At 58.1% G+C, this 26,261-nt stretch carries 25 protein-coding genes; 18 read left to right on the plus strand and 7 right to left on the minus strand.

Annotated features, from left to right (window positions below):
- The first annotated feature begins 254 nt into the window (after nucleotides 1-254).
- On the plus strand, nucleotides 255-1,940 hold the full coding sequence (locus VJ651_RS09740; RefSeq protein WP_324107270.1) for a long-chain fatty acid--CoA ligase: 1,686 nt from the start codon (nucleotides 255-257) through the stop codon (nucleotides 1,938-1,940).
- 103 nt (nucleotides 1,941-2,043) lie between these two features.
- Here the strand turns inward: VJ651_RS09740 and VJ651_RS09745 are convergent, their stop codons facing one another.
- Both VJ651_RS09745 and VJ651_RS09750 read right to left on the minus strand, forming a co-directional pair.
- The gene (locus VJ651_RS09745; protein WP_324107271.1) at nucleotides 2,044-3,630 is read right to left on the minus strand and encodes an alkaline phosphatase D family protein; all 1,587 of its coding nucleotides are present in this window, start codon (nucleotides 3,628-3,630) and stop codon (nucleotides 2,044-2,046) included.
- An 85-nt stretch (nucleotides 3,631-3,715) separates the two neighbouring features.
- Entirely contained in the window at nucleotides 3,716-4,123 is a 408-nt protein-coding gene (locus VJ651_RS09750) for an acyl-CoA thioesterase (RefSeq protein WP_324107272.1), read from the minus strand.
- A gap of 95 nt (nucleotides 4,124-4,218) precedes the next feature.
- Here VJ651_RS09750 and VJ651_RS09755 point away from each other — a divergent pair, with 95 nt between their 5' ends.
- The 10 genes from VJ651_RS09755 to VJ651_RS09800 all read left to right on the plus strand — a co-directional run bounded on the left by VJ651_RS09755 (nucleotide 4,219) and on the right by VJ651_RS09800 (nucleotide 15,002).
- Nucleotides 4,219-6,078 (plus strand): ABC transporter ATP-binding protein/permease, encoded by a 1,860-nt coding sequence (locus VJ651_RS09755; protein WP_324107273.1) that lies wholly within the window; start codon nucleotides 4,219-4,221, stop codon nucleotides 6,076-6,078.
- Nucleotides 6,079-6,132: 54 nt separating this feature from the next.
- Nucleotides 6,133-7,110, plus strand: coding sequence for a LysR family transcriptional regulator (locus VJ651_RS09760; protein WP_324107274.1), 978 nt, complete (start codon nucleotides 6,133-6,135; stop codon nucleotides 7,108-7,110).
- 147 nt (nucleotides 7,111-7,257) lie between these two features.
- On the plus strand, nucleotides 7,258-8,544 hold the full coding sequence (locus tag VJ651_RS09765) for a Glu/Leu/Phe/Val dehydrogenase (protein ID WP_324107275.1): 1,287 nt from the start codon (nucleotides 7,258-7,260) through the stop codon (nucleotides 8,542-8,544).
- Nucleotides 8,545-8,708: 164 nt separating this feature from the next.
- Complete coding sequence (locus VJ651_RS09770) at nucleotides 8,709-9,608, plus strand: amino acid ABC transporter substrate-binding protein (protein WP_324107276.1); 900 nt, start codon at nucleotides 8,709-8,711, stop codon at nucleotides 9,606-9,608.
- A gap of 162 nt (nucleotides 9,609-9,770) precedes the next feature.
- Nucleotides 9,771-10,664: a transporter substrate-binding domain-containing protein gene (locus VJ651_RS09775; protein ID WP_324107277.1), complete on the plus strand. Its 894-nt coding sequence runs from the start codon at nucleotides 9,771-9,773 to the stop codon at nucleotides 10,662-10,664.
- A 136-nt stretch (nucleotides 10,665-10,800) separates the two neighbouring features.
- Nucleotides 10,801-11,526, plus strand: a complete 726-nt coding sequence (locus tag VJ651_RS09780; protein WP_324107278.1) for an amino acid ABC transporter permease — start codon at nucleotides 10,801-10,803, stop codon at nucleotides 11,524-11,526.
- Nucleotides 11,526-12,212 (plus strand): ABC transporter permease subunit, encoded by a 687-nt coding sequence (locus VJ651_RS09785; RefSeq protein ID WP_324107279.1) that lies wholly within the window; start codon nucleotides 11,526-11,528, stop codon nucleotides 12,210-12,212. The genes VJ651_RS09780 and VJ651_RS09785 overlap by 1 nt, the downstream gene beginning before the upstream one ends.
- A gap of 10 nt (nucleotides 12,213-12,222) precedes the next feature.
- Nucleotides 12,223-12,948, plus strand: a complete 726-nt coding sequence (locus VJ651_RS09790; RefSeq protein ID WP_324107280.1) for an amino acid ABC transporter ATP-binding protein — start codon at nucleotides 12,223-12,225, stop codon at nucleotides 12,946-12,948.
- A gap of 126 nt (nucleotides 12,949-13,074) precedes the next feature.
- Entirely contained in the window at nucleotides 13,075-14,133 is a 1,059-nt protein-coding gene (gene pyrC, locus VJ651_RS09795) for a dihydroorotase (RefSeq protein ID WP_324107281.1), read from the plus strand.
- A 59-nt stretch (nucleotides 14,134-14,192) separates the two neighbouring features.
- Nucleotides 14,193-15,002 (plus strand): DUF3025 domain-containing protein, encoded by an 810-nt coding sequence (locus VJ651_RS09800; RefSeq protein WP_414691333.1) that lies wholly within the window; start codon nucleotides 14,193-14,195, stop codon nucleotides 15,000-15,002.
- A 121-nt stretch (nucleotides 15,003-15,123) separates the two neighbouring features.
- Here VJ651_RS09800 and VJ651_RS09805 read toward each other — a convergent pair whose 3' ends face one another.
- Together VJ651_RS09805 and VJ651_RS09810 are read right to left on the minus strand one after the other, a co-directional pair.
- Nucleotides 15,124-16,131, minus strand: coding sequence for a porin (locus tag VJ651_RS09805; protein ID WP_324107283.1), 1,008 nt, complete (start codon nucleotides 16,129-16,131; stop codon nucleotides 15,124-15,126).
- 371 nt (nucleotides 16,132-16,502) lie between these two features.
- The gene (locus VJ651_RS09810; protein WP_324107284.1) at nucleotides 16,503-17,579 is read right to left on the minus strand and encodes a porin; all 1,077 of its coding nucleotides are present in this window, start codon (nucleotides 17,577-17,579) and stop codon (nucleotides 16,503-16,505) included.
- Between the two features lie 380 nt (nucleotides 17,580-17,959).
- Here VJ651_RS09810 and coq7 point away from each other — a divergent pair, with 380 nt between their 5' ends.
- Nucleotides 17,960-18,586: a 2-polyprenyl-3-methyl-6-methoxy-1,4-benzoquinone monooxygenase gene (coq7, locus tag VJ651_RS09815; protein ID WP_324107285.1), complete on the plus strand. Its 627-nt coding sequence runs from the start codon at nucleotides 17,960-17,962 to the stop codon at nucleotides 18,584-18,586.
- Between the two features lie 48 nt (nucleotides 18,587-18,634).
- Here the strand turns inward: coq7 and VJ651_RS09820 are convergent, their stop codons facing one another.
- Nucleotides 18,635-19,084 (minus strand): OsmC family protein, encoded by a 450-nt coding sequence (locus VJ651_RS09820; protein ID WP_324107307.1) that lies wholly within the window; start codon nucleotides 19,082-19,084, stop codon nucleotides 18,635-18,637.
- Between the two features lie 673 nt (nucleotides 19,085-19,757).
- Here VJ651_RS09820 and rplM point away from each other — a divergent pair.
- From rplM to erpA, 6 genes are all read left to right on the plus strand, one after another.
- A complete protein-coding gene (rplM, locus tag VJ651_RS09825) occupies nucleotides 19,758-20,186 on the plus strand; it encodes a 50S ribosomal protein L13 (RefSeq protein ID WP_136418793.1) in 429 nt (142 codons plus the stop codon).
- 9 nt (nucleotides 20,187-20,195) lie between these two features.
- Complete coding sequence (rpsI, locus tag VJ651_RS09830) at nucleotides 20,196-20,588, plus strand: 30S ribosomal protein S9 (RefSeq protein ID WP_136418794.1); 393 nt, start codon at nucleotides 20,196-20,198, stop codon at nucleotides 20,586-20,588.
- 163 nt (nucleotides 20,589-20,751) lie between these two features.
- Nucleotides 20,752-21,795, plus strand: coding sequence for an N-acetyl-gamma-glutamyl-phosphate reductase (argC, locus tag VJ651_RS09835; RefSeq protein WP_324107286.1), 1,044 nt, complete (start codon nucleotides 20,752-20,754; stop codon nucleotides 21,793-21,795).
- A 17-nt stretch (nucleotides 21,796-21,812) separates the two neighbouring features.
- Nucleotides 21,813-22,571, plus strand: coding sequence for a DUF6776 family protein (locus VJ651_RS09840; RefSeq protein WP_324107287.1), 759 nt, complete (start codon nucleotides 21,813-21,815; stop codon nucleotides 22,569-22,571).
- Nucleotides 22,572-22,583: 12 nt separating this feature from the next.
- Nucleotides 22,584-22,973 carry a bactofilin family protein gene (locus VJ651_RS09845; protein WP_136418796.1) on the plus strand — a complete coding sequence of 130 codons (390 nt, stop codon included), beginning with the start codon at nucleotides 22,584-22,586 and terminating at the stop codon, nucleotides 22,971-22,973.
- 50 nt (nucleotides 22,974-23,023) lie between these two features.
- The gene (gene erpA / locus VJ651_RS09850) at nucleotides 23,024-23,371 is read left to right on the plus strand and encodes an iron-sulfur cluster insertion protein ErpA (RefSeq protein WP_136418797.1); all 348 of its coding nucleotides are present in this window, start codon (nucleotides 23,024-23,026) and stop codon (nucleotides 23,369-23,371) included.
- Between the two features lie 67 nt (nucleotides 23,372-23,438).
- Here erpA and VJ651_RS09855 read toward each other — a convergent pair whose 3' ends face one another.
- Entirely contained in the window at nucleotides 23,439-24,572 is a 1,134-nt protein-coding gene (locus VJ651_RS09855) for an anhydro-N-acetylmuramic acid kinase (RefSeq protein WP_324107308.1), read from the minus strand.
- A 59-nt stretch (nucleotides 24,573-24,631) separates the two neighbouring features.
- Nucleotides 24,632-25,999 (minus strand): M23 family metallopeptidase, encoded by a 1,368-nt coding sequence (locus VJ651_RS09860; RefSeq protein WP_324107288.1) that lies wholly within the window; start codon nucleotides 25,997-25,999, stop codon nucleotides 24,632-24,634.
- Nucleotides 26,000-26,261 lie beyond the last annotated feature (262 nt).

The raw sequence follows: 26,261 nt of genomic DNA on the forward strand, positions 1-26,261 counted from the left end.
ACACGGCGCTACCCGCCAACCGAACAAAGCGACCCGTGTGGTCGCTTTGTCGCATCCGGGGCGTGCGTATAGAATTGTTGCGACGCAACAACTTGCCCGGACTAGAAGAAACCTTCTTATCCTTCTTCAAACCCTTGAAAAGACTTGCGCAGCAAGCTTCCCGCCGATAGCATCTATGCTATAAAAAAAGAACCGGTCGTTCGATTATTTCGCAAAACCGTATCTTCCACCCCAAAATAAGATCAGAGGCAGACATGGAAAAAATTTGGCTGAAGTCGTATCCCAAGGGCGTTCCGACGGACATCGATTGCTCCCAGTACCGATCATTGGTGCACCTCCTCGAGGAGTCCTTCCGCAAGTTCGCGTCGCGCAAGGCGTACGTTTGCATGGACAAGTTCCTCACTTATGCGGAAGTCGACCAGATGTCCAAGCAGCTCGGGGCATGGCTGCAAAGCCGCGGACTGCAGAAGGGTGCGCGCGTCGCCATCATGATGCCCAACGTGCTGCAGTATCCGATCGCCATTGCCGGCATCCTGCGCGCGGGTTATACGGTCGTCAACGTCAATCCGCTGTACACGCCGCGCGAACTGGAGCATCAGCTCAACGACTCCGGCGCCGAAGCTATCATCATTCTGGAAAACTTCGCCACCACGCTGGAACAGATCATCGGCAAGACCAAGGTCAAGCATGTGGTGGTCGGCAGCATGGGTGAAATGCTGGGCGGCCTCAAGGGCGCGATCGTCAACTTCGTGGTTCGCAATGTGAAGAAAATGGTGCCGGCATTCTCCTTGCCGAACGCTACCCGCTTCAAGCAGGCGCTGGCCCAGGGCGCGCGCCTGACGCTCAAGCCGGTCGAACTCACGCACGACGATGTCGCCTTCCTGCAGTACACCGGCGGCACCACCGGCGTGTCGAAGGGGGCGACGCTGGTGCATCGCAACGTCATCGCCAACGTGCTGCAGAACGACGCATGGGCGCAGCCGGCGCTGCAGCAGGAGCCCAGGATCGATCCGCTGACGATCGTCTGCGCATTACCGCTGTATCACATCTTTGCACTCACGGCCTGCTGTCTGATGGGGACCCGCTGGGGCGCGATGAACATCCTGATTCCGAATCCGCGCGATATTCCCGGCTTCGTGAAGGAGCTGTCGAAGTACAAGTTCAACCTGCTGCCGGCCGTGAACACGCTGTACAACGGCTTGCTCAACAATCCCGATTTCGCCAAGCTGGATTTCTCCGGCCTCAAGATCTGCAACGGCGGCGGCATGGCCGTGCAGAAGGCGGTCAACGACAAATGGCTGAAGATCACCGGCTGCCCGATCATCGAAGGTTACGGTTTGTCCGAGACTTCGCCGTCGGCCACCATCAATCCGGCCGATTCGACCGAGTTCTCCGGCGCCATTGGCCTGCCGATTCCTTCCACTGATATCGCGATCCTGGATGACGACGGCAAGCCGGTGCCGCAAGGGCAGCCGGGCGAGATCGCCATTCGCGGCCCGCAGGTGATGACTGGCTATTGGAATCGTTCGGACGAGACCGCCAAGGTCATGACCCCGGATGGCTTCTTCAAGTCCGGAGACATCGGCGTGATGGACCCGCGCGGCTTCGTCACGATCGTCGATCGCAAGAAGGACATGATCCTGGTGTCCGGTTTCAACGTCTATCCGAACGAAGTCGAAGGCGTCGTCGCCGCGCATCCGGGTGTGCTGGAATGCGCCTGCATCGGCGTGCCGGATTCGAATTCCGGCGAAGCGGTGAAGCTGTTCGTGGTGCGCAAGGATCCGTCGTTGACTGTCGATGAGCTGATGAACTACTGCAAGGAGCAGCTCACCGGCTACAAGAAGCCGAAGTACATCGAATTCCGCGACGATCTGCCGAAGACGAACGTTGGCAAGATTTTGCGTCGCGAACTGCGTGACGAAAAGAAAAAGGCTGCATAGTCCGCACGCGGATTGCGGCAAGCCTGGGACGATAAGGGAAAACCGCCTGCGATGCAGGCGGTTTTTTTATGTGGGCAACCGGAATCGCAAACGTACCGATGATTCAGCCGGCCGTGATCACGCCCGGGCGCCCATCCTCCACCACAAAGCGTGCAAGCGTACTGATCCCGGAATCGGCATTTCGCACGTCATCCAAGCCCTGAAAGCGCACCTGCGTGCGGGCGGGCGTGACCTCCATCATCACAAACCCGCGGCGATCGCTGCGGCCGTATTTCATGTGCGGATTCTGCGCAACATACTGATCGGTGCGCGATTGCGGCCGAGAACTCGATGTCACCGATGTGCCGCAGAACTCTGTTGCGATCACCGGGTTGTCGGCAGAATCGGGACGATTGAAATCCCGCTTCAGGTCGGATGCGTAAAATGCGTGCACATCCCCCGACAGCACGACCGGATTGGCAGGACGATGTTTGAGGACGCTGTCAAACAGACGCTGGCGCGCGGCGGGATAGCCGTCCCAGCCATCCGTCCAGAAGCGCCCATCGCCTTCCTTCGCAATCGGGACCTGCGAGGCTTGCGCCATCAGCGTTTGTTGTGCGATGAAATTCCATTTGGCGCGCGACTTCGCAAAGCCCTCGGTCAGCCAGGTTTCCTGTTCCAGGCCGAGCAGGGTGCGCGCAGGATCCATCCGCTCCGCGCAACTCGCGGTCACCGACGCAGATCCCCCGCGCCCGGGATGAGGGCAGGCATGGTAAGTACGGTATTGCCGATCGTCGAGCACATGAAACTGCGCCAGTCGACCCCAGTCATAACGATCGAAAATCCGCATCTGGGCAAAACGCGTCGGGTCGCTCGGCAGCGCAGGCAGGCGTACCGGCATGTGTTCGTAAAACGCCTGGTACGCTCCGGCGCGGCGCGCGAGGAAATTCGGATCCACCCGTTCATCCCGGTCGCCACCATAGTCGTTGGCGACCTCATGGTCGTCCCACGTGACAATCCATGGCGCCACCCGATGCGACGCCTGCAGATGCGGATCGGATTTGTATTGCGCATAACGGGCACGATAGTCCGCCAGACTCAAGCATTCGTTGATCCTGCGACGCGGGGCAGTGGGATGCGCCAGGTCGTATGGCCCCCATTCGTAGATATAGTCGCCCAGGAACGCGACCAGATCCGGTGCTTCCGCCGCGATGTGGCGATGCGCGGCATACTCGCCGAACTCCCAGTGCTGACACGAGGCAAAGGCGAAGCGCAAGGACCCCGGCATGCTTTCCGCCGCCGGCGCGGTACGCGTGCGGCCGACAGGGCTGACCGCATCGCCGAGCATGAAGCGATACCAGTACCACCGGTCGGGACGCAGGCCGGTGACATCGATATGCACGCTGTGCGCCAGTTCCGGCAATGCGGTCGTACTGCCTTTGGCGACAATGCGCCGAAATGCTTCGTCCTCCGCCATCTCCCATTGCACGCGGAGCGCCTGCGTTCCCGCAGACAGCGCATTCAAGGGATCGGGCAGGATGCGTGTCCAGAGCACGACGCTGTCGGCGCGCGGCGAGCCGGACGCAATGCCCAAACTGAACGGATAAGCGTTTGTGCGCGCGCTGGCGATGCCGGGAAAAGCGGCGGACAGAGCCGTCAGCGATAACAGTCGAGCCGACTGGAGAAGGAAGGATCTGCGGTGGAGTGACATAAGACAATGATCCGCATCGAAGCGCGCCGCGGAGCGCCGATGCTTTAACAACTTGCGGGAAACAATGCGGCCGGCAGAAATCTGCTTATTCTGCCAGCGGCGGCACCTGGCGTGGCTTGCGGTCGTCGCCGGTCGCGACATAAGTCAGTGTTGCCTCGGTTACCTTGACCGTCTCCACCTGCAAACGGTTGCGTTCCGCGTAGACTTCGACATTGACCGTAATCGACGTGTTGCCCACCTTGACGATATCGGCATAGAACGACAGCAAGTCGCCCACAAATACCGGGTGCTTGAAGAGAAAGGAATTCACTGCCACCGTCGCAACACGACCGTTGGCGCGTCGCACGGCCGGCAAGGCGCCGGCAATATCGACCTGCGCCATGATCCAGCCGCCAAACACGTCGCCATGCACATTCGCGTCGGCCGGCATGGGCATGACGCGCAGCTGCGGAATTTTTCCTTCGGGCAGCTTGGTATGGTGGCTGTTATGCATTGTCCTTCTCCCTCGTTTTGCATGTCTGATGAATTCCGGGTCCTACGTTACAATCGTTCTGACACGAAGCATAAACTATTCTGACTGCAATTTTCATGCGCCGCCATTCCGTTTCCTATCCCGAGCCCCCTGCCAATCAAGGCACCCGCAATGACTGGGCAACGCTCAGGACCTTGCTCCCCTACTTGTGGGCCTACAAATGGCGCGTACTGCTGGCATTTACCTTCCTGGTCGCCGCCAAGCTTGCCAACGTCGGTGTGCCGCTCGTTCTGAAAGCCTTGATCGACCACATGACGATCACGCCCGGCAAGCCGCAGGCCCTGCTTGTTTTGCCGGTCGGCATATTGGTTGCGTACGGCGCCTTGCGTCTATGCACGACCATGTTTACCGAGTTGCGCGAATTCGTGTTCGCCAAGGTCACGCAAAGCGCGGTCCGCACCATTGCATTGAAGGTATTTCGCCATCTGCATGCGCTGTCCCTGCGATTCCATTTGAATCGGCAAACAGGCGGCATGACGCGCGATATCGAACGCGGCACGCGCGGTATTTCCTCATTGGTCTCGTATACCCTCTACAGCATCTTGCCGACGCTGGTCGAAATTGTCCTGGTGATCGGCTACCTGGTCCTGCACTACGACGTCTGGTTCGCGGTGATCGCCCTGACCGCGCTCACCATCTATATCGGCTATACCGTTGCCGTTACCGAATGGCGCACCAACTTCCGGCGCACCATGAACGAGCTGGATTCGAAAGCCAACACGCGCGCCATCGATTCGCTGATCAACTATGAAACGGTGAAGTATTTCGGCAACGAGGATTATGAAGCGCGCCGCTACGACAAGAGCATGCACAAGTGGGAAACAGCCGCGATCAAGTCGCAAACCTCGCTGTCTATCCTCAACACCGGCCAGTCCTTGATCATTGCAGTTGCGGTCACACTCATACTCTGGCGCGCGACGCAGGGCGTGATCGACGGCAAGATGACGCTGGGCGATCTGGTGCTGGTGAACGCATTCATGATCCAGCTCTACATTCCACTCAATTTCCTGGGCGTGATCTATCGCGAAATCAAGCAGAGCCTGGCCGACATGGAGCGCCTGTTCACGCTGCTCGATCAGCATCGCGAAGTCGCCGATGCGCCGCATGCCAAGCCGCTTGCGATCGACGGCGCCGAAGTCAGGTTCTCGCATGTCAATTTCAGCTACGAAAGCAAGCGGCAGATTCTGTTCGATGTCGATTTCACGATCCCTGCCGGCAGCACCACCGCCGTGGTCGGTCACAGCGGCTCGGGCAAATCGACCCTGTCGCGCCTGTTGTTCCGCTTTTACGACGTCAATTCCGGCAACATTACGATCGATGGCCAGGACCTGCGCGATGTGACGCAGATTTCGTTGCGCAAGGCGATCGGCATCGTGCCGCAGGATACGGTTCTGTTCAACGATACGATTGAATACAACATCGCCTATGGCCGGCCGGACGCGAGCAAGGACGAGATCATCGCTGCAGCCAGGGCGGCCTACATCCACGACTTCATCGAGAGCCTGCCGGATGGCTACGCCACCATGGTCGGCGAACGCGGATTGAAACTGTCAGGCGGCGAAAAGCAGCGCGTCGCGATCGCGCGCACGCTCCTGAAAAATCCGGCGATCCTGATCTTCGACGAAGCGACCTCGGCGCTCGATTCGAAAGCGGAACAGGCCATTCAGTCGCAATTGAAGGAAATCGCGAAGCACCGCACCACGCTGGTCATCGCACATCGCTTGTCCACCATTGCGGATGCCGCGCAGATCCTGGTGCTCGACCACGGCCGCATCCTCGAGCGCGGCACCCACGCGCAGCTGTTGGCGAAGGATGGTGCCTATGCGCAAATGTGGGCACGTCAGCAGGCGCGGCAGGAAAGCGAAGCCACGGTGCCCTCGTCCGAAGAAATCGGGCCGGAATCGGAAGCTGCGTAAGGCCTTGCACGGCAATGCTTTGCGCTGTCCGGCGAACGGCACTACCATAGCGCCATGGAAACCAAATGGTTGGAAGACTTCATCTCCCTGGCCGAGACGCATAGCTTCAGTCGCTCCGCCGAGTTGCGCCATGTGACGCAACCGGCATTCTCGCGCCGCATTCAATCGCTCGAAGCCTGGCTCGGCGCCGACCTGATCGACCGGACTTCTTACCCGACCCGGCTGACGCCGGCCGGCGAAGTGTTCTACGAGCAGGCGCTGGAAATGTTGGGCCAGATCAACAACGCGCGCGCCCTGATGCGCGGCAAGCGGCCGACCGCGCATACGACCGTCGACTTCGCCGTGCCGCATACGCTGTCGCTGACCTACATGCCGGAACTGATCACCGAGCTGGATGCCGGCTTCGGCACGCTGCACACGCGGCTCATCGCCCTGAACGTGCATGACGCCGTGATGAGCATGGTCGATGGCGGCTGCGATCTGCTGCTGTGCTATCACCATCCGCGCCAGCCGGTGCAGCTTGATGCCAGCCATTACGACATGCTCACGCTCGGCAGTGAAGCACTGCGCGCCTATTCGCGCTGCGACAAGTCCGGAACGCCCGAATTCCCGCTGCCCGGCAGCGCCAAGGCACCTCTACCGTTTCTGTCCTACACCAGCAACGCTTACCTGGGGCGCATGGTCGATCTGATCCTGTCCGACGCCAAGCGTCCTCTGTACCTGGAAAAGCGCTACGAAACCGACATGGCCGAAGGCTTGAAGATGATGGCGCTGGAAGGGCACGGCCTTGCGTTCCTGCCCGAATCTGCGGTGACCCGCGAAGTGAAGCAGAAGCAGCTGGCGCGCGCCGATGGCGGGAATGCCGAGTGGGAGGTCAACATGGAGATCCGCTTGTACCGCGAGCGTCCGTCCGTGCAGCGGCCGGGCAAGCCGATCGTGTCGCGCTTGTGGGATTATCTGGTCCGGCGCGGCGAAACGCAGGCCAAGGCGCAGGCGCGCAAGCAGATGAAGGTCGGCAAGAAAACCGGCTGATCCGGCTGTATAAACAGTTATGCATTTTTTGCATACTTGCATGCGAACAAAGCATTGGCTTTGCTGCACTGCGTTGCTCTACGATTCATTCATGTGATCCGCCGCCCACAAGACGGCGGCGAACCTGAACCCACAAGGAGCAGCAATATGTCGAACCAGCACGAAATTCCCTCTTACCTTACCCCGCACGAAATCGGCCCTTGGGGCGTCTACCTGGAACAGATCGATCGCGTCACTCCCTATCTCGGTTCGCTGGCCCGCTGGGTTGAAACACTGAAGCGCCCGAAGCGCATCCTGATCGTCGACGTGCCGATCGAGCGTGACGACGGCACCATTTCCCACTTCGAAGGCTATCGTGTGCAGCACAATACCTCGCGTGGACCGGGCAAGGGCGGCGTGCGCTTCCACCAGGATGTCACCTTGTCGGAAGTGATGGCGCTCTCGGCCTGGATGACGGTCAAGAACGCCGCTGTCAACGTGCCGTACGGCGGCGCCAAGGGCGGCATCCGGGTCGATCCGAAGACGCTGTCGCAGGGCGAATTGCAACGCATGACGCGCCGCTACACCAGCGAAATCAATATCATCATCGGCCCCAACAAGGACATCCCCGCGCCCGACGTCAACACCAACGAGAAGATCATGGCGTGGATGATGGACACCTATTCCATGAACCAGGGCAGCACCGCATCCGGCGTTGTCACAGGCAAGCCGATCTCGCTCGGCGGCAGCCTCGGGCGGCAGGAAGCGACCGGCCGCGGCGTCTACGTGGTCGGCTGCGAAGCAGCGGCCAAGCGCGGCATGGACATCAAGGGTGCGCGTGTCGCAGTGCAGGGTTTCGGCAATGTCGGCGGCGTCGCTGCGCGCCTGTTCTCCGAAGCCGGCGCCAAGGTGGTCGCGGTTCAGGATCATGTGGCGACCGTGATGCGCGACAGCGGCATCGACGTGGTGGCGCTGCAAAAGCACGTCACCGAACACGGCAGCGTGGCCGGTTTCGCCGGCGCGGAAGTGGTGCGTGACCGTAGCCAGTTCTGGGAGGTCGATTGCGACATCCTGATTCCCGCGGCGCTTGAGCAGCAGATCACTGAGGCCAATGCAAACAAGATCCGCGCCAAGATCATCCTGGAAGGCGCGAATGGCCCCACAACACCCGCCGCCGACGACATCTTGATGGACAAGGGCGTGCTGGTGGTGCCGGACGTGATCGCCAATGCCGGCGGCGTGACCGTCAGCTACTTTGAATGGGTGCAGGATTTCTCCAGCTTCTTCTGGACCGAGGACGAAATCAATCAACGTCTCACCCGCATCATGCGCGAAGCCTTTGCGGCAGTCTGGCAATTGGCACAGGAGAAGCAAGTCTCATTGCGCACGGCGGCATTTATCGTGGCCTGTACGCGCGTCTTGCAGGCCCGTGAAATGCGTGGCCTCTACCCCTGATTCACCCACGATCTAGCTGAACAGTCCGAATGCGGCTGACAATGTGCCGGCCGCATTCGGCGTTGACCAGCCCGGCGGCTGTATGCGAATGAAAAAGCACGCCGGGCGGTTGTTGCTGTACGAGACCGGTCCGTCAGAATGAACCGGCATGATATGGAGACATGATGCAAGTCAACAATAATGCCATTGCACAGGCAGGTGCAGCCGCGCTTCTTTGCTTTTTTGCCGCCGCGGCCCACGCCACCGACACCTTCTCGAAAATCCGCGAAACCCAATCCATCACGATCGCTTATCGCGAAGCGTCGCTGCCGTTTTCCTATCTCGATGCGCACAAGAAGCCGATCGGCTACGCCGTCGACTTGTGTCTCAAGATTGCCGATGCGGTACGACGCGAACTCAAGCTAAGCCGTCTCGACATCGCCTACCTGCCGGTCACGCCGTCCACGCGTATTCCCGCCATCGTCGAGGGCAGGGCCGACCTCGAATGCGGATCGACGACCAATAACGCAGAGCGGCGCAAACAAGTCGCATTTACCATTCCGCACTTCGTCGCGGCGGCGCGCATGGTAGTCCGCGCCGACTCCGGGATCAGGAACTGGGCCGATCTGCGCGACAAACGGGTTGTGACCACCAAGGGCACGACCAGTGTGAAACTCCTGACAGAGCGCGACAAGGTGCGCTCGCTGGGCCTGAAGCTGGTCGAAGGCCGCGACCATGCGGAGTCGTTCAACATGGTTGAGAAAGGCGAGGCCGAGGCTTTTCCGATGGATGACGTATTATTGTTCGGCTTGCGCGCCAGTTCGCCGGATCCCAGCCGCTTCATCGTGGTGGGAGACGCACTCTCCGCCGAGCCGTATGCCATCATGCTGCGCAAGGACGATGCCCCGTTCAAGGCCTTGGTCGATCGTGAAATGGGTCGTATCATCCAGGATGGGGAGATCTACAAGCTGTACGACAAATGGTTCAAGAGCCCGATCCCGCCGAAGGGGATCAACATGAACATGCCGATCGGCCATTTGCTGCGCGACACACTGCGTTTCCCGACTGATAAAGTCGGAGATTAGCCGCCGGAACCACAAGGAATACAGAGTCAACGGGCCAAAACTTCGGCACGTTTCTTTGCAGGGAGGGCCGGGTTCAAAAGCTAGCTTGAAACACGCGATAAAGTCAGCTTTTGAACCAACCCTTTTGATACACTAGGGCACACAATTTTTACAGGAGGCAATATGAAATCATCGAAGCTCATCTCCATCCTTATCGCCACCGGCGCAATCGTCGGCACGGCACAAGCGCAAGACCTGACCGGTACGCTGAAGAAGATCAAGGACACGGGCGCCATTACCGTTGGCTATCGCGAGTCTTCCGTACCGTTTTCCTATCTCGACGACAAGCAGCAGCCCATCGGTTATGCGATGGACCTGTGCATGAAGATCGTGGATGCGGCGAAGACCGAGCTCAAGATGCCCAACCTGAAAGTCAATCTGCAGCCGGTGACCTCCAGCAATCGCATTCCCTTGCTGCAAAACGGCACCATCGACCTGGAATGCGGTTCGACTACCAACTCCGTGGCCCGCCAGCAGCAAGTTTCGTTCGGCCCGACCTATTTCGTCATCAACGTGACGGCTGCGGTCAAGAAGACTTCCAACATCAACTCCCTCGCCGACCTCGCCGGCAAGACCGTTTCCACCACTTCCGGCACGACCTCGGTGCCGCTGCTCAAGTCCTACGAAAAGACCAAGCACGCGGAAGTCAAGGAAATCTACGGCAAGGACCACGCCGAATCCTTTCTGCTGATGGCAGATGACCGTGCGGCTGCCTTCGTCATGGACGACATCCTGCTGGCCGGCCAGATCGCCAATTCGCGCAACCCGAAAGACTTCAAGATCATTCCCGAGTCGCTGCGTCAGGAGCCGTACAGCATGATGCTGCGCAAGGATGACCCGCAATTCAAGGCGCTGGTCGACAAGACTATCAGCGGCGTCATGAAGTCGGGCGAAATCGAGAAGATCTACTTCAAGTGGTTCCAGAGCCCGATCCCGCCGAAGGGCATCAACATCAACTTCCCGATGACCCCGGCTATCCGCGAAGCGTTCAAGAACCCGAACGACAAGGGCGTTTAAGCGCGTTGCATGAAATGAAGAGCCGGAAGGCGTCCGCGCCATCCGGCTTTTTTTCAGGCAAACGGATATTTTTGGTGACGGGTCCTGCCTGTGCGGGCCGGCTCTGTCACATGCCTGAGCAAGCTGGGAGACAAAAATGAATTTGGGAATTTTTTTCGAGCAGGTCCCCGACGGCGACGGAACATGGGCTGACATGCTCCTTTCCGGCCTCGGATGGACGCTCGGAACGGCGACGCTCGCCTGGATCATGGCGTTCGTGCTGGGTTCGATCATCGGTGTGGCGCGCACCACCGAAAAGCATTGGATGGTCAGGTTGGGTAACGCCTACGTGGAGCTGTTCCGCAACATACCGCTGATTGTGCAGTTTTTCGTCTGGTACTTTGTCGTGCCGGGCTTGATTCCTTCGGTCAAGGCATGGGTGACAACTCTCGATCCGACCGAGCATCAGTTCGTGACGGCGGTGGTCTGCCTCGGCTTTTTTACCTCCTCGCGCATCGCCGAGCAGGTACGTTCGGGCATCCAGTCCTTGCCGCGCGGCCAGCGCAATGCCGGCTACGCGCTCGGCCTCACGCAGATCCAGACCTACCGCTTCGTGCTGCTGCCGATGGCGTACCGCATCATCATTCCGCCGCTGACCTCGGAAGTGATGAACCTGATCAAGAACACCGCCGTCGCCTATTCGATCGGCCTGGTGGAGCTCTTTTTCCGCACGCGCGAGATGGGTGAAATGACCTTCCGTTATTTCGAGGCATTTGCCGCTGCGACCTTGATCTATGTCGTGATCGCGATGACCGCCAACCGGATCATGGCCTTCATCGAACGCCGGGTTGCGGTCTCAGGCTATATCGCGGGAGGCAAATAATGGGCGATATTGATTTTGACGTCGTTGTTCGTACCTGGCCCTACCTGCTGGGCGGCCTGCAGTACACGCTGCAACTGACCGTGGTTGCCGCCGTCGGCGGAACGATCTTCGGCACCTTGCTGGCGATGGCGCGGCTGTCGCATTTCAAGCCGCTGGCAATGGGCGCGGCAGGTTATGTCAACCTGATGCGCTCCATCCCGCTGTTGCTCGTGATCTTCTGGTTCTACTTTCTGGTGCCGGAGGTGCTGCAGGCGATTACCGGCTCCGAGCGGCCCATCCAGCTCGGCGCCGATCGCTCGGCCTACATCACCTTCATCATGTTCGAGGCGGCGTACTTCTGCGAGATCATGCGAGCAGGCATCCAGAGCATCTCCAAGGGGCAGGTCGGCGCGGCATACGCACTCGGGCTGACCTACAGGCAGGCGATGCAACTGGTAATCCTGCCGCAGGCATTCCGCAACATGCTGCCCATCCTCCTGACGCAGACCATCGTGCTGTTCCAGGACGTTTCGCTGGTGTCCTTGCTCAATGTGACCGACTTCGTCGGCGCCGCCGGCAAGATCGCCCAGCGCGACAGCCGCATTGTCGAGATGTACCTGTTTGTCGCCGTCGTCTATTTTGCGCTCTGCTTCGCGCTGTCATTCATGGTCAAGCGACTGCAGAAACGCATTGCCATCATTCGCTGAGGATTAGGAAATGATCGAAATTAAAAACGTGAGCAAATGGTACGGCAGCTTCCAGGTGCTGACCGATTGCACAACCCGTGTCAGCAAGGGCGACGTGATGGTCGTCTGCGGTCCGTCCGGTTCGGGCAAGTCGACCTTGATCAAGACCGTCAACGGCCTGGAACCGTTCCAGAAAGGCGAGATCCTGGTCAACGGCGTGTCGGTCGGCGACCCCAAGACAAACCTGTCCAAGCTGCGCGCACACATCGGCATGGTGTTCCAGAACTTTGAATTGTTCCCCCATCTGTCGATTCGCCAGAACCTGACGCTCGGCCAGGTCAAGGTGCTCGGCCGCAGCGAAGAGGAAGCGATGGAGCGCGGCTTGAAGTATCTCGACCGCGTGGGTCTGCTTTCGCAAAAGGACAAGTTCCCGGGGCAGTTATCCGGCGGTCAGCAGCAGCGCGTCGCCATTGCGCGCGCCTTGTCGATGGATCCCATTGCCATGCTGTTCGACGAACCGACCTCCGCGCTCGACCCGGAAATGATCAATGAAGTGCTGGACGTCATGGTCGGACTGGCGCAGGAAGGCATGACCATGATGGTCGTGACCCACGAAATGGGTTTCGCGAAAAAAGTGGCGAATCGCGTCGTCTTCATGGACAAGGGCTGCATCGTCGAAGATTGCACCAAGGAAGAATTCTTCGGCTCGCCGCGTTCCGATCGGGCGCGCGATTTCCTGGCGAAAATCATCCACTGACACGGTATTTTTTCCGATTCGAACCGCTTCAGCGCCGCGCCTGAAGCGGTTTTTTTATGGCCTGCCGCGCGCGATATCGCCACTTCCAAACGGGTAAAATAGCGACACTTCAAAGAAAGAGTCGCCATGTCCCACCCAGCCGCTTCCCAGAACTCCAGCAGCATTACCATTACCCGTCCTGACGACTGGCATTTGCACCTGCGCGACGGCGCAACCCTTGCCAGCGTATTGCCGCATACCGCGCGGCAGTTCCGCCGCGCAATCGTCATGCCCAACCTGAAGCCGCCCGTCACCACGACAGCGCAGGCGATTGCCTATCGCGAGCGCATTCTCGCCGCGCTGCCGCAGGGGATGAGTTTCGAGCCCCTGATGACCTTGTATCTGGCCGACAATATGCCCGCCGACGAAATCCGTCGTGCCAGAGACAGCGGTTTTGTGCATGCGGTCAAACTGTACCCGGCGGGCGCAACGACCAATTCCGACGCGGGCGTGACGGCCTTGTCAAAGTGCTACAAGACGCTGGAAACGATGCAGGAACTCGGCATGCCCTTGCTGGTCCACGGCGAAGTCACCGATCCCGAGGTTGATATCTTTGACCGCGAAGCCGTCTTCATCGACCGCGTGCTGCAACCGTTGCGGCGCGACTTGCCTGCATTGAAAGTCGTGTTCGAGCACATCACGACCAAAGATGCGGCGCAATTCGTCAACGAAGCCGACGACAGGATTGCGGCGACGATTACTGCCCACCACTTGCTCTACAACCGCAACGAAATCTTCAAGGGCGGCATTCGACCGCATTACTACTGCCTGCCCGTGCTGAAACGCGAAGAACACCGGCTGGCGCTGGTGCGTGCCGCCACTTGCGGCAGCACCAAATTCTTCCTCGGCACCGACTCCGCACCGCACCCGAAGGGGCTGAAGGAGCATGCCTGCGGCTGCGCCGGCTGCTACACCGCGCTGCATGCCATGGAGTTGTACGCCCAGGCATTTGATCAGGCAGGGGCGCTGGACAAGCTCGAAGCATTTGCCAGTTTTAACGGCCCGGCATTCTATGGACTGCCGCGCAACACCGGCACAATCACACTGCGGCGCGAAAACTGGCAGCTCCCGGCAGAACTGCCGATGGGTGATACGACAGTGGTGCCGTTGAACGGCGGCGAAACGATTGGCTGGCAGCTCGCCTGAGTCTGTTTCTGCACGCGCCTCGGGACGGCGTGTAGCCACCGCCGATTCTTGGGTCAATGATGCGTGGTGAATTCCTTCGCGAGATCGATTGGACGCAACCATGGCTGGCGCCGCTGGCCGCGACTGGCGACTTGCTGGCGCGTGCGACTGATTGGCGCGCCGAGTTGAACGCCTTGGCCGAGGCAAAGGATTTGCACAATCACCGTGGCTTGCGCGTCCGGTTCGTGCCCCAGGCCGATTTGACACCGAATACCGCCTACGAAGCATTCATCAGCCAGACCGGCTGCGTACCGACTCGCGACAATCTCCACGATTTTTTCAACGCCTTGGTCTGGCTCAGCTTCCCGCAAATCAAAGTCCGGCTCAACGCGTTGCAAGCCGCAGGAATCGCCGACATGGACGGCGTGGGGCCGATGCGTGGCAAACTTCGCGATGCAGCGACCATTTTTGACGAAAATGTAGCGCTACTGGTAACGCACGATGTGTTGCTGTTGGAGGATCTGCGCGCTCACCGCTGGCAAGAGCTGTTCATGTCCAGGCGCGATGCATTCGGCAGTGACTGTGAAGTCTGCTTGTTCGGTCATGCCTTGATGGAGAAGCTCGTGCACCCATACAAGGCCATCACTGCCCATGCCTACCCGGTCATTGTGGAATCGAGCTATTTCGCATTGCCGTTGTCCGATAAGCATGCATGGCTGGATCAAGCAATATCCCGGACACTGTCCAATAAGCTGACGACTGCCGACTTTACGCCCTTGCCGGTTCTGGGTATCCCCGGGTGGTGCGAGGACCAAGGGGAGGCGTTCTATGCGGACGCTACGGTATTCCGACCTGCCAGAGTACGCGAAACGGGTTCGAAAACGACCTGATTCGCTTCTCGGGTTACCGCTCTCCGCGCGCTCGGTTCCAGTCATCGAAAAAAGAAAAGGCACCCGAAGGTGCCTTTTCAATACTGCAGTCAAATCACTATAGGCTTACGCCTGCAGCTGATTAGAACTTGTGGCGGATACCAACGTTCAGCCAGGAAGTGTCAACAGAGCCAGCCGGCTTGTTGTTCAGCTTCGAGTAGGATGTGTACAGGTTGGTACGCTTGGACAGGCCGTGGGTGTAGCCCAACTGCCAGTAGTCAGCATCAACAGCGCCCGTGCTCAGGCGGTCGTCGTGACGAACGTACGATGCCAGAACGGTGCCCGTGCCACCAACCGGAGCGCTCACGCCCAGCATCCAGTCACGGCTGCGGAGTGCGGTTGCGCCAACAGCGTTGTCACCGCGGTTGTCTGCGAAGGCTGCGTGCAGCTTGGCTACGTGCAGGTCATATGCGCCGCCCAGCATCCACGTACGAATGTTGCCTTGGCTGCCGATAGCGGTGTCGTTCTTGTCGTCGTAGGCAACAACAGCGGTGATCGGACCATTTGCATAACCCACATTCGCGCCGATTTCACGGCCGGTACGGTTGGAGCCAGCAACTTCACCCAGACCATAAGCCAGTTCACCGGTAACGCCAGCAGCGGCGAACGAGTAGTTGATCGTGTTGTTCATGCGCGGGTTGGTGTAACCAACGCCCGGATTGAACACTGCTGCAATACCGTTGCCGCCACCGCTCAGGCCGGTACCCATCGGGTCGATCGTGTCGAGGGCGATGAACAGCGGGGTGTACTGACGACCGAGTTTGACGGTGCCGAAGCCGCCTTTCAGGCCAACCCAGGCTTGACGACCGAACAACGTGCCGCCTTGCGCTGCCGCGCCGGTGCTGATGTCAAAGCCGTTTTCCAGGGCGAAAATTGCAGCCATGCCGCCGCCGAGATCTTCAGTGCCCTTGAAGCCGAGACGGCTGCCGGATTGAATGCCGCTGGTCAGGCCGGTAGTGGACTGACCAGGGCTCAGCTTGACGCGCTCAAGGCCGACGTCAGCAACACCGTAGATGGTGACATTGGTTTGTGCGGAAGCGGCACCTGCAAATGCGCCCAGAAGAGCAAAGGCGAGAAGCGATTTTTTCATTGATGAATCCCCAAAAGGTTATCGAGCTGAATTTTTTGTAGTACTTCATTTCCGACAAGGCCACTAGTGGAAACGCCCCTGCCAGAAACTGACTCCTAAATCAGTAAATCGAGGAGTCCGTGATATTTCATCAAATATCCGGTCTGAGGACAAAGGGATTTTGGCTTTTTGGCCGATCGACAGCCAAGGTTGTGGTGTTCTTGCAACGAATCTGCGCGAAGCGGCTGTAATATTGACAATGCATTGCACCAAAAGTGTGCGCGCCTCCACTGCGCGGCCTGCTGGATCGATTTCTCAATAAAAAAACGGGCCCACTTTCGTGGACCCGTTTCATCCGGTTCTTTCGCGTAGCCAGACGGCTACTGCTTTTGTTAGAACAGGTGGTTGATACCAACCGAGATACCGCTCACGTTACCGGTGCCGGCAGGTTGGACGCCCCACAGCGAGGGGCTGCCGTTGTTGAACGTGCTACGGTCGTAGTCTGCGTACAGGTTGGTACGCTTGGACAGCGCGTAGGTGCCGCCGAGAATGATGGTGTTGCGGCGAGCATCGGCGCCAGCGGCAACCGCATCCAGCTTGGTACGATAGTATGCCAGCGACAATTGTGCAGCCGGGGTCACGTTGTAGCTGCCGCCGATCCAGGCGTCGCTACGATCGTTCGACGGGCCGGCTGCGGTGTCGGCTTCGTTACGTGCATAACCAGCTGCAACGCGGAACGCGCCAAAGCTATATGCGCCACCAACGGTCCAGTTCGTCGTGTCGAGGTTAGGAGCTGCGGCAGCAGTCTGCTTGGTGTATGCAGCGCCAGCGGCGATCGGGCCGGCGGAGTAGCCAACGCCGACAGCGCGGGCAGAACCATTGGACGTGCTACCAGCTTGCTCGCCCAGTGCCCATTCAGCACGTGCGGTGATCGGGCCAAAAGTGCCGGTGTACTGGATGTCATTGGCCAGACGAGTCAACAGGCCTTGGCCTGCCAGCGGGATGATGCCGGTGTACTTGTAGTTGAACGGATCGTACATACCGATCGTCTTGAAGTTCACGGAGTATTGTTGGCCGAGGTCCAGGGAGCCCCAAGCACCGCCCAGACCGACAAATGCGGAACGCTTGAACAGGTTGCCGTCTTGTGCGCCGGTGCCGGTGTTGAAGCCGGTTTCCAGAACGAAGTGTGCATTCAGGCCGCCACCGAGGTCTTCAACGCCTTTGAAGCCGATGCGGTTGGAGTTGTACGTGCCGTTCGAGCTCATCGTGATCTTGCTGTTGCCTGCAGCGTCAGCATTGTTCACGTGACGTACGCCGCCGTCAAAAGAACCATAAATGGTTACAGCGGATTGTGCTTGAGCAGCACCTGCAAATGCACCCAGAACTGCCAGTGCGAGAAGCGATTTTTTCATTAATAAATCTCCAAGGGTTGGCGTGCTAAAATTTTTTTGAGTTGCCTTGAATTTCATCCAGCAAGGCCACTAGTGGTAACGCCCCTGCCGGACACTTCTGATCGGTGATCAAGAAGCTAATGGTGATTTCATCAAATATGGCTGGTTTGGGCAAAGAGAATTTGGTTTTCCGGCCGGCGGGCCGGTATTTATGTGGCTTCTTAACAACAGCAATCTTGTTATAAATAACTTTCCAGCAATAAATCAGCTCGATGGCATAGGTGTTTGTTGTTGTTCTTGAATCTTTTCGGTGGCCTTTGTGTCGAGGTGAATTAAATGCGAAGCATTCTTGTCCCTGCCAAAATAAGATTCAGCGCATTTGCGGGAAAATGTGCGAAGTCATAAGTCATAAACGCAAACCGCTATCCCATTCATGTTTCAGTAGGAGTCCCTTGAGAATGCGAAACGTCGATGAGCTGATTACCGGACTCGATAAAGTGCTGCGCGCGGTGTCTGGCGTAGTCACTGCATCGCGTCCGAACCCTGCCGCCAAAGTGGTGGAGTCGACAATGGATGACAAGGAGCGCCGCCATAGCGCGGGCTTGATGCGTGTGAATCACGTCGGGGAGGTGTGCGCGCAAGCGCTCTATGAGTCGCAGGGACGAGCTGCAGGCAATGCCACGCTGCGGCAGCAATTTGCGCAGGCCGGACGCGAAGAGGAGGACCACCTCGCCTGGACGTCACAGCGATTGCAGGAGCTCGGTTCGCATACCAGTTTGCTCAACCCGTTGTGGTATGCGGGAGCGTACGCAATCGGTACCGTGGCCGCGCGAATGGGGGATGCCAACAGCCTGGGCTTTGTCGTCGAGACGGAGCGTCAGGTCGAGGCGCATTTGGCCAGCCATCTGAACCGCTTGCCGCAGCAAGACGAAAAATCGCGTGCAATCGTCGAACAGATGCGCGTCGACGAGATCGCGCATGGCGCCAGCGCGCAATCGCTGGGTGCCGCCGAGCTTCCGTTGCCGATTCGCGGCGTGATGCGCGCGATGGCTAAGGTAATGACGGCAACCGCTTACTATATTTAACATGGCACTGGCCCGATGAGCCGGAGCGCCGGCCCGGACCATTGGGGGTCAGGCCGGCGCCTCCGCTGATTCCGCGAGGTCATCCACGATCTCGAAGGAATGGGTGATCTCGGCGGTTTTTTCCAGCATGATCGAGGCGGAGCAATATTTTTCGTGTGATAGCTTGATCGCGCGCTCAACCAGATTCTGTTTCAGATTTCGGCCGCGTACTGTGAAATGGAAGTGGATCTTGGTAAACACCTTGGGTTCTTTTTCCGCGCGCTCGGACTTCAGCGTCACGTCGCAACCACGTACATCCTGGTGACTTTTTCGCAGGATCAGGACAACATCGTAAGCCGTACAACCGCCGGTCCCCGCCAACACCAATTCCATCGGACGCGGTGCCAGGTTACGTCCGCCACCTTCCGGTGCGCCGTCCATGGCGACGACATGGCCGGATCCGGTTTCTGCCAAAAAAGTCATTCCGGACAATCCTGTCCAGCGTACGGTGCATTCCATCATTGCCTCTCTTGAGTTCTGAGGAAGTAATTGTAGCGGGTTTGGAATTGATACATCGGCAAGCCGCAAAGCCGGGCAGAGGGTGTTATTTTTCGCGCCAGCGGCGACGCGCGCCGGAAAGACTGATGGATACACTTCTTGTAACAAATCACCCGGAAAATCATCGAGAAACAGGTTATTATTTCAGAAAATCCATAAAGTGGATGGGAAAACCACATTGTGGTAAGCTGTGTAACTTGTGTAAGTGCATGAATACAAATAATAAAAAGAAGAATATTCAGGAAAACGAGCGGGAAATCATGCTTTTTTCTTGCATTGCACAATAAATTTCGGTAGAATTTGATTGCTGGTTGTTAATGCGGATTTGATTGCTTCAGCCAACCGATTGTCTCCTCCACCCTCCTCCTTTGGTGTGGATTTAAACCCGAAGCCTTACCGCTTCGGGTTTTTTTTGTTCAAGCACTCTGGCGCATCGCCAGGTCCGGTGAGGTTCGCTGAGCAGCACGCGGTGTTTTTACCAAGCCGATACTTCCAATTAAGTTTGACGCCAAGTCATTGAAAAGGTTATACTTTCAGGCTTTCCGTTCGCTCAGGAAAAGACAACAAGGAAGAGCCCGCCGGTTTTCAGGGGCGGGACCGCCAATTTGAGCGTTTATTTATTTAGGACATCATCATGAAGACCTTTTCCGCGAAAACCCATGAGGTTCAGCGTGAGTGGTTCGTGATTGACGCAACGGACAAAGTCCTCGGACGTGTCGCCAGCGAAGTGGCACTCCGACTGCGCGGCAAGCACAAACCCGAGTTCACCCCGCACGTCGACACGGGCGATTTCATCGTCGTCATCAACGCAGGCAAACTGCGCGTGACCGGCAATAAGGCGCTGGACAAGACCTATTACCGTCACTCGACCTATCCGGGCGGCATCTATGAAACGAACTTCCTGAAAATGCAACAGCGTTTTCCGGGTCGTGCGCTGGAAAAAGCGGTCAAGGGCATGCTTCCCAAGGGCCCGCTTGGCTACGCAATGATCAAGAAGCTGAAAGTGTATGCCGATGGCACCCATCCGCACTCCGCTCAGCAACCCAAAGTACTCGAAATCTAAGGAGCGGACATGATCGGTAACTACAATTACGGAACCGGCCGCCGCAAGAGTGCAGTGGCTCGCGTTTTCATCAAATCCGGCAGCGGCAACATTGTTGTCAATGGCAAGCCGGCAGCAGAATATTTTTCGCGCGAAACCGGTCTGATGGTCATCCGTCAGCCGCTGGAATTGACCGGCAACCTCGAACGCTTTGACATCCTCGTCAACGTTCATGGCGGCGGCGAGTCCGGCCAAGCCGGCGCGGTGCGTCACGGCATTACCCGTGCATTGATCGACTACGACGCAGGCCTGAAGCCCGAGCTGTCGAAAGCCGGCTTTGTCACGCGAGATGCACGTGAAGTCGAACGTAAGAAAGTCGGTCTGCGTAAAGCACGCCGAGCAAAGCAGTTCTCCAAGCGCTAATCTGCGTTTTCAGAACATCGAAAAGCCGCTGGGTTGGTGCCTGGCGGCTTTTTGCGTTTTACAGTCGTCCTAAAAGAAATGCACATCGCTGAGCGGATGGTGCTTCGGACGGCAAGTTAGAATTCAAGAATGTGAGTGTCAACGTCTTCAGCAAGGAAAAGAAATGATCAAAGTCGGTATCGTAGGCGGCACAGGATATACGGGCGTGGAACTGCTGCGCCTTCTGGCGGCGCATCCGGGCGTGCAGTTGACTGCAATTACGTCGCGCAAGGAAGATGGGATGCCGGTTGCCGACATGTTTCCCTCGCTGCGCGGACATGTGGCTCTCGCTTTCTCCAGCCCGGAAAAAGCGAAGCTGACCGAATGCGACCTGGTGTTCTTTGCAACGCCTCATGGCGTGGCGATGGCGCAGGCACGCGAACTGTTGGCCGCCGGAGTCAAGATCATTGATCTTGCCGCTGATTTCCGACTGCAGGATACTGCCGAATTTGAAAAATGGTACGGCATGCCCCATTCCTGCCCGGACTTGCTGGCTGAAGCGGTGTACGGACTCCCCGAGGTTAACCGCGAAGCGATTGTCAAAGCCCGCCTGATCGGCTTGCCCGGTTGTTATCCGACCTCGATGCAGCTCGGCTTCGCTCCCTTGCTCGCGCAAGGCAAGCAGCTTGTGAATGAGTCGATGCTGATTGCCGATTGCAAGTCGGGCGTATCGGGTGCCGGCCGAAAGGCGGAAGTGCACGCGCTGCTGGCGGAAGCGTCCGACAACTTCAAAGCCTATGGCGTAAAGGGTCATCGTCATTTGCCGGAGACAGTGCAAGGACTGCAGGCGATTGCCGGTCGCAAGATCGGGCTGACCTTCGTGCCGCATCTGGTCCCGATGATTCGCGGTATTCACTCCACCTTGTACGCACACATTCTGCCCGAAGCGCGCGACACTGATTTTCAGGCGTTGTATGAGCGCCACTTCGAAGGCGAGAAATTCGTCGATGTGATGCCCGCCGGGAGCCATCCGGAAACGCGCTCGGTACGTGCTTCGAACAAGCTCCGTATCGCGGTGCATCGTCCGGGCGGCGGGGATCTGCTTGTCATTCTCGTGGTAGAGGACAATCTGGTGAAGGGCGCTGCAGGGCAGGGCGTGCAGTGCATGAACTTGATGTTCGGCCTTGATGAAACGGCGGGATTGATGCACATTCCAGTATTGCCGTAGGCATACAATCTCATCGCATGGCAAATCCCGGTTCTCCCTTCAGTTCGATGAAGTTCAAGCTTTGGCGGCGGCGCATGTCCGTGTCGTCGCCGAAGATGACCATCAGATCGCAGTTGCCATGGCCGATGCGGATTCTTTTCTTTATCCTCAGCGGCGCGCTCGGGGCCATCTTGATGTGGTCCTGGGATACCGGGCGCCTCAATCCTGGCGGACATGCGGACAACACTCGCGAGCAGCTCGCCAGCTATAAAGAGCGGCTTGAGCAGATGACCGCCGAGCGCGACAAGCTCTCGACAACCGCCAATGCCGCCGAAAGCCAGCTAAACATGGAGCGCGCGGCACAAAAACAACTTGCCGTGCAGATCAAGACGCTCGAGGCCGATAACATCCGACTGAAGGAAGATCTTGCTTTCTTTGAAAGTTTATTGCCGAATGCCACCGGTCCGCAGGGCGTTAGCATTCGTCGCCTTAAGATAGATCAGGTTGGCCCGAATCAAATCCGGTATCGTTTGCTAATCATGCAAGGCGGCAAGGGAGATCAACAGTTCGTTGGTAATCTGCAACTCGCGGTGAGCACTCTTCAGGGCGGCAAAAATGCTATGATGATCTTTCCTGGTGCGAATTCTGCCGAGCAGGAAAAATTCAAACTCGGCTTCAAACATTACCAGCGTGTCGAAGGGGTGCTCACCCTGCCGGAAGGCGCGTCGACCAAATTGGTCCAGGCACGCGTGCTCGAACGAGGCCAGATTCGGGCGCAAGCATCCGCGAATTTGTAAAGGAGAGCCATCATGTTAGGCCGCAAAAACAAGGGCACAATTGACAGCCTGATCGGCATTTCGACCAAGATCGAGGGTAATGTCCATTTTCAGGGCGGCTTGCGCATCGACGGACAGGTAAAGGGAAACGTCATTGCGACCGGCGACGATCCAAGCATGCTCGTGATTTCCGAGCACGCGCGAGTCGAGGGCGAAGTGCGTGTCGCGCATCTGGTTGTCAATGGCGAGATTCTCGGGCCGGTACATTCCTCGGAACTGCTTGAATTACAGCCAAGAGCCCGCATAACTGGAGATGTGTACTACAAGGCGCTGGAAATGCATGGCGGCGCGCTGGTCTCCGGCAAGCTCACGCATGACCAGGTCGGCGAGCCGGTCCTGAAGCTGGCGCTGTCGAATACCTGAAAGTCGCCAAGCGTCTATAATGAATCCATTGATATTTGCAGGAGCCTGAAATGAATGCAGTTACCGAAATGCCCGAACCGATCATCTTTTCCGACAGTGCAGCGGCAAAAGTTGCACAATTGATCGAGGAAGAGGGCAATCCCGACCTGAAGTTGCGTGTTTTCGTACAGGGAGGGGGCTGCTCGGGCTTCCAGTACGGCTTCACTTTTGACGAAATCGTCAATGAAGACGACACCACGATGACCAAGAACGGCGTGCATCTGCTGATTGATTCGATGAGCTATCAGTATCTGGTCGGTGCCGAGATCGACTACAAGGATGATTTGGACGGTGCGCAGTTCGTGATCAAGAATCCGAATGCAACGACCACTTGCGGCTGCGGATCGTCGTTCTCGTAATTCCGGTCTGCATTTCCCAAAAAAGCGCAGGCAAGTCCTGCGCTTTTTTACGCTTGTCGCAGGCGTTTCACCTCGGATAACGCGCCCCGAGGATGCGAAATCCTTGCGCGCCGGTCACGGTCGGCAAGTTTCCGGCCATGCCCTCAACATGGCGTTGGGCGAGCCAGGCGAATGCCAATGCTTCCACGTGGTTCGGCGACACTCCCAAGGCTTCGGTCGAGGATACGCGTGCAGCAAGCCGACGATCATCGAGCATGCGTTGCAAAGTTCGCATCAAATGCAGGTTGTACGCTCCGCCTCCGCACACATAGACTGCTTTCGCCTTGCGGGCATGCGTGGCAATGGCATTAGCGAGGGTGGACGCCGTGAATGCGGTCAAAGTTGCCTGCACATCGACCGCATTCGCGTTGCCGAACCCTTTCATCCGGTTTTCGAGCCATTCAGCGTGGAACAAGTCGCGACCGGTGCTCTTCGGCGGTGGTAATGCGAGGTAGGGTTCGGCGAGCAGGATATCCAGCAAGTCTTGCATGACTTGTCCGGTCGCCCCCCATGCGCCATCCGCGTCGTAGCTCCTGCCTTGATGGCGAGCAATCCAGGCATCCATCAAGACATTCCCGGGCCCGGTATCGAAGCCGATTACTTTCTGGCCAGGTTCCAGAACGCTGATGTTGCTGATCCCGCCGATATTGGCGACTACGCGAATCTCGTCGCTGCTGCCAAAGATCGCTTGGTGGAATGCCGGCACCAGCGGCGCGCCTTGGCCGCCCGCCGCAATGTCCCGGCTGCGAAAGTCGGCAATGACGTCTATGCCGGTCAGCTCCGTCAGCAAAGCGGGGTTGTTGGTCTGACGGGTAAAGCCGAGCTCCGGCCGATGACGAATCGTCTGGCCATGCGCCCCGATCGCCGTGACATGGCTGGCATGCTTGCCTGCAGCGGCGAGCAATTGTGCAACGCATTCCGCATACACTCCGGCCAAGTCGTTGGCCGCCAATGCTTCCCGATGCAGTTCATTTTCGCAGGGTGCCTGCAAAGTCATCAACTCTGAGCGCAGCGCCGCAGGAAAGGGAAGGTAGGCTGTGGAAAGCGTCTCGAATCGACAGGTCGCGTCGTCGACGGGAAATGCGGCGAGAACGCCATCGACACCGTCAAGACTGGTGCCGGACATCAGGCCGATAAATAGATGAGATGGTGTGCCGGACATAAAAAAACCGTTCAAGTGCTCTGATTTTACAGGCGCTTGAACGGTTTGTTCATGTCAAATTACTTGGATGCCAGTTTGACGTTCTCGTCTTGCGGATTGAGCAATGCGAAGCGATGGCGCATCTCGCCGGCAACGCTGCGGAAGCGCTGCAGTTCGGCGCCGGCCAGTGGCTGCGCATTGGGAATGTCCACTGACAAGGGGTCGCGTGGCTGATTGTTGACGCGGAATTCGTAGTGCAGATGAGGACCGGTGGCCCAGCCGGTGGATCCGACGTAGCCGATCACCTCGCCCTGGCTGACCTTCATGCCACGCTTGAGGCCGCCGGCAAAACGGCTCATGTGCGCGTAGGCCGTTGAATAACTATTCCAATGCTTGAGGACGACCACGTTGCCATAGCCGCCCTGGGTGCCCACAAAGTCCACCGTGCCGTCGCCGGCGGCGCGAATAGGTGTGCCGGATGGCGCGGCGAAGTCGACGCCCTTGTGCTGCTTCCATTGGCCGAGAATCGGATGGAGGCGCATCGAGAAACCGGAGGAAACACGGCTGAACTCGAGCGGCGACTTCAGGAATGCTTTCTTGAGTGCCTTGCCGTCGAAGGTGTAATAGCCGCCGCCTTGCTTGCTGCCCGGCTCGTCGAACCAGACCGACTGATACTTGTTGCCCGCGTTGTTGAACTCGGCCGCCAGTACGCGGCCGGAGCGTACATACTCGCCGTTTTGCCAGAAGGTTTCGTAGACGACATTGAAACGGTCGCCTCGGCGCAGATCGGATGCGAAGTCGATATTGGTCGAAAACATGTCGACGATCTGGGTCGCGATGCTATCGGGGATCTGGGCTGTGTCGGTGGCGGCGAACAGTGACGACTTGATTTCAGCCGTGTGCATTTCAATGCGCCGCTCCATCGCCGCAGCCGATTCAGAGGCTGTGAACTGATTGCCGTCGCGCGAAATCACGATATTGCGGATCGGCTGATTGCTGCCTTCGGACAGCGTCGCCAACAGGCGCAGCAGCTGGCCATCCTTGCTGGTTTGCACCTGCACGCGTCGCCCCGCCTTGAGATTCAGCACGCTGTGCGCGACGTGGTCCGCCTTGATGAAGGCGGCGGCAGCATCGTCGTGCACACCCAGGCGGTTCAGCAAGCTTGCCAGGTTGTCGCCGGAGCGGACTCTTTCTTCGCGAATGTACAACTGATCGTCCGATTGCAGCTTCGCGATCTGCTCGGACAAACTGGGAATGGCAAGCTCTTCGGTAATCGACTTGACCGGCAGATCAGCGGCGTCCGGCGCCATCGGTGCGACACCGGCGGCACCGAATGCGCATGCGGCGAGGAACAAGGCGGACGCGGAGATGATGCGCGTCTTGCGTGATGAACCGAAAAAAAGCTTGCTGCTCGAGCCCAGTTTCAGGAATTTGTCTGTAGGGAGCATGCAATAAGTTAAAATTTGCTGTTTTACTGAAGTGCTTGTGAGTGAAGCAACGGCGCGGATAGTTCCGGAAGGGCGCGCATGCTGAGGCAATCGCCTCGCTGCACCTGCGTTCCGTCACCGAGAGTGAGACAGTGCTTCGCATGTGCGCTTCACAAGCCTCGATTTTCATCCTGCTTTTATTGTTGCATTGCAAGGTTGAAAATAAGCGGCGATTATACCAAGCCATGGTATGGATTTTTCACGGTGGATTTTTAATTTTTCT

This window comes from Noviherbaspirillum sp. (assembly GCF_035254865.1).
Lineage (GTDB): Bacteria > Pseudomonadota > Gammaproteobacteria > Burkholderiales > Burkholderiaceae_D > Noviherbaspirillum.

Bases quoted from the DNA above. Each gene is read 5' to 3' on its own strand.
- VJ651_RS09740 (WP_324107270.1), top strand. From the start codon at position 255: ATGGAAAAAATTTGGCTGAAGTCGTATCCCAAGGGCGTTCCGACGGAC.
- VJ651_RS09745 (WP_324107271.1), bottom strand. From the start codon at position 3,630: ATGTCACTCCACCGCAGATCCTTCCTTCTCCAGTCGGCTCGACTGTTA.
- VJ651_RS09750 (WP_324107272.1), bottom strand. From the start codon at position 4,123: ATGCATAACAGCCACCATACCAAGCTGCCCGAAGGAAAAATTCCGCAG.
- VJ651_RS09755 (WP_324107273.1), top strand. From the start codon at position 4,219: ATGCGCCGCCATTCCGTTTCCTATCCCGAGCCCCCTGCCAATCAAGGC.
- VJ651_RS09760 (WP_324107274.1), top strand. From the start codon at position 6,133: ATGGAAACCAAATGGTTGGAAGACTTCATCTCCCTGGCCGAGACGCAT.
- VJ651_RS09765 (WP_324107275.1), top strand. From the start codon at position 7,258: ATGTCGAACCAGCACGAAATTCCCTCTTACCTTACCCCGCACGAAATC.
- VJ651_RS09770 (WP_324107276.1), top strand. From the start codon at position 8,709: ATGCAAGTCAACAATAATGCCATTGCACAGGCAGGTGCAGCCGCGCTT.
- VJ651_RS09775 (WP_324107277.1), top strand. From the start codon at position 9,771: ATGAAATCATCGAAGCTCATCTCCATCCTTATCGCCACCGGCGCAATC.
- VJ651_RS09780 (WP_324107278.1), top strand. From the start codon at position 10,801: ATGAATTTGGGAATTTTTTTCGAGCAGGTCCCCGACGGCGACGGAACA.
- VJ651_RS09785 (WP_324107279.1), top strand. From the start codon at position 11,526: ATGGGCGATATTGATTTTGACGTCGTTGTTCGTACCTGGCCCTACCTG.
- VJ651_RS09790 (WP_324107280.1), top strand. From the start codon at position 12,223: ATGATCGAAATTAAAAACGTGAGCAAATGGTACGGCAGCTTCCAGGTG.
- pyrC (WP_324107281.1), top strand. From the start codon at position 13,075: ATGTCCCACCCAGCCGCTTCCCAGAACTCCAGCAGCATTACCATTACC.
- VJ651_RS09800 (WP_414691333.1), top strand. From the start codon at position 14,193: ATGCGTGGTGAATTCCTTCGCGAGATCGATTGGACGCAACCATGGCTG.
- VJ651_RS09805 (WP_324107283.1), bottom strand. From the start codon at position 16,131: ATGAAAAAATCGCTTCTCGCCTTTGCTCTTCTGGGCGCATTTGCAGGT.
- VJ651_RS09810 (WP_324107284.1), bottom strand. From the start codon at position 17,579: ATGAAATTCAAGGCAACTCAAAAAAATTTTAGCACGCCAACCCTTGGA.
- coq7 (WP_324107285.1), top strand. From the start codon at position 17,960: ATGCGAAACGTCGATGAGCTGATTACCGGACTCGATAAAGTGCTGCGC.
- VJ651_RS09820 (WP_324107307.1), bottom strand. From the start codon at position 19,084: ATGGAATGCACCGTACGCTGGACAGGATTGTCCGGAATGACTTTTTTG.
- rplM (WP_136418793.1), top strand. From the start codon at position 19,758: ATGAAGACCTTTTCCGCGAAAACCCATGAGGTTCAGCGTGAGTGGTTC.
- rpsI (WP_136418794.1), top strand. From the start codon at position 20,196: ATGATCGGTAACTACAATTACGGAACCGGCCGCCGCAAGAGTGCAGTG.
- argC (WP_324107286.1), top strand. From the start codon at position 20,752: ATGATCAAAGTCGGTATCGTAGGCGGCACAGGATATACGGGCGTGGAA.
- VJ651_RS09840 (WP_324107287.1), top strand. From the start codon at position 21,813: ATGGCAAATCCCGGTTCTCCCTTCAGTTCGATGAAGTTCAAGCTTTGG.
- VJ651_RS09845 (WP_136418796.1), top strand. From the start codon at position 22,584: ATGTTAGGCCGCAAAAACAAGGGCACAATTGACAGCCTGATCGGCATT.
- erpA (WP_136418797.1), top strand. From the start codon at position 23,024: ATGAATGCAGTTACCGAAATGCCCGAACCGATCATCTTTTCCGACAGT.
- VJ651_RS09855 (WP_324107308.1), bottom strand. From the start codon at position 24,572: ATGTCCGGCACACCATCTCATCTATTTATCGGCCTGATGTCCGGCACC.
- VJ651_RS09860 (WP_324107288.1), bottom strand. From the start codon at position 25,999: ATGCTCCCTACAGACAAATTCCTGAAACTGGGCTCGAGCAGCAAGCTT.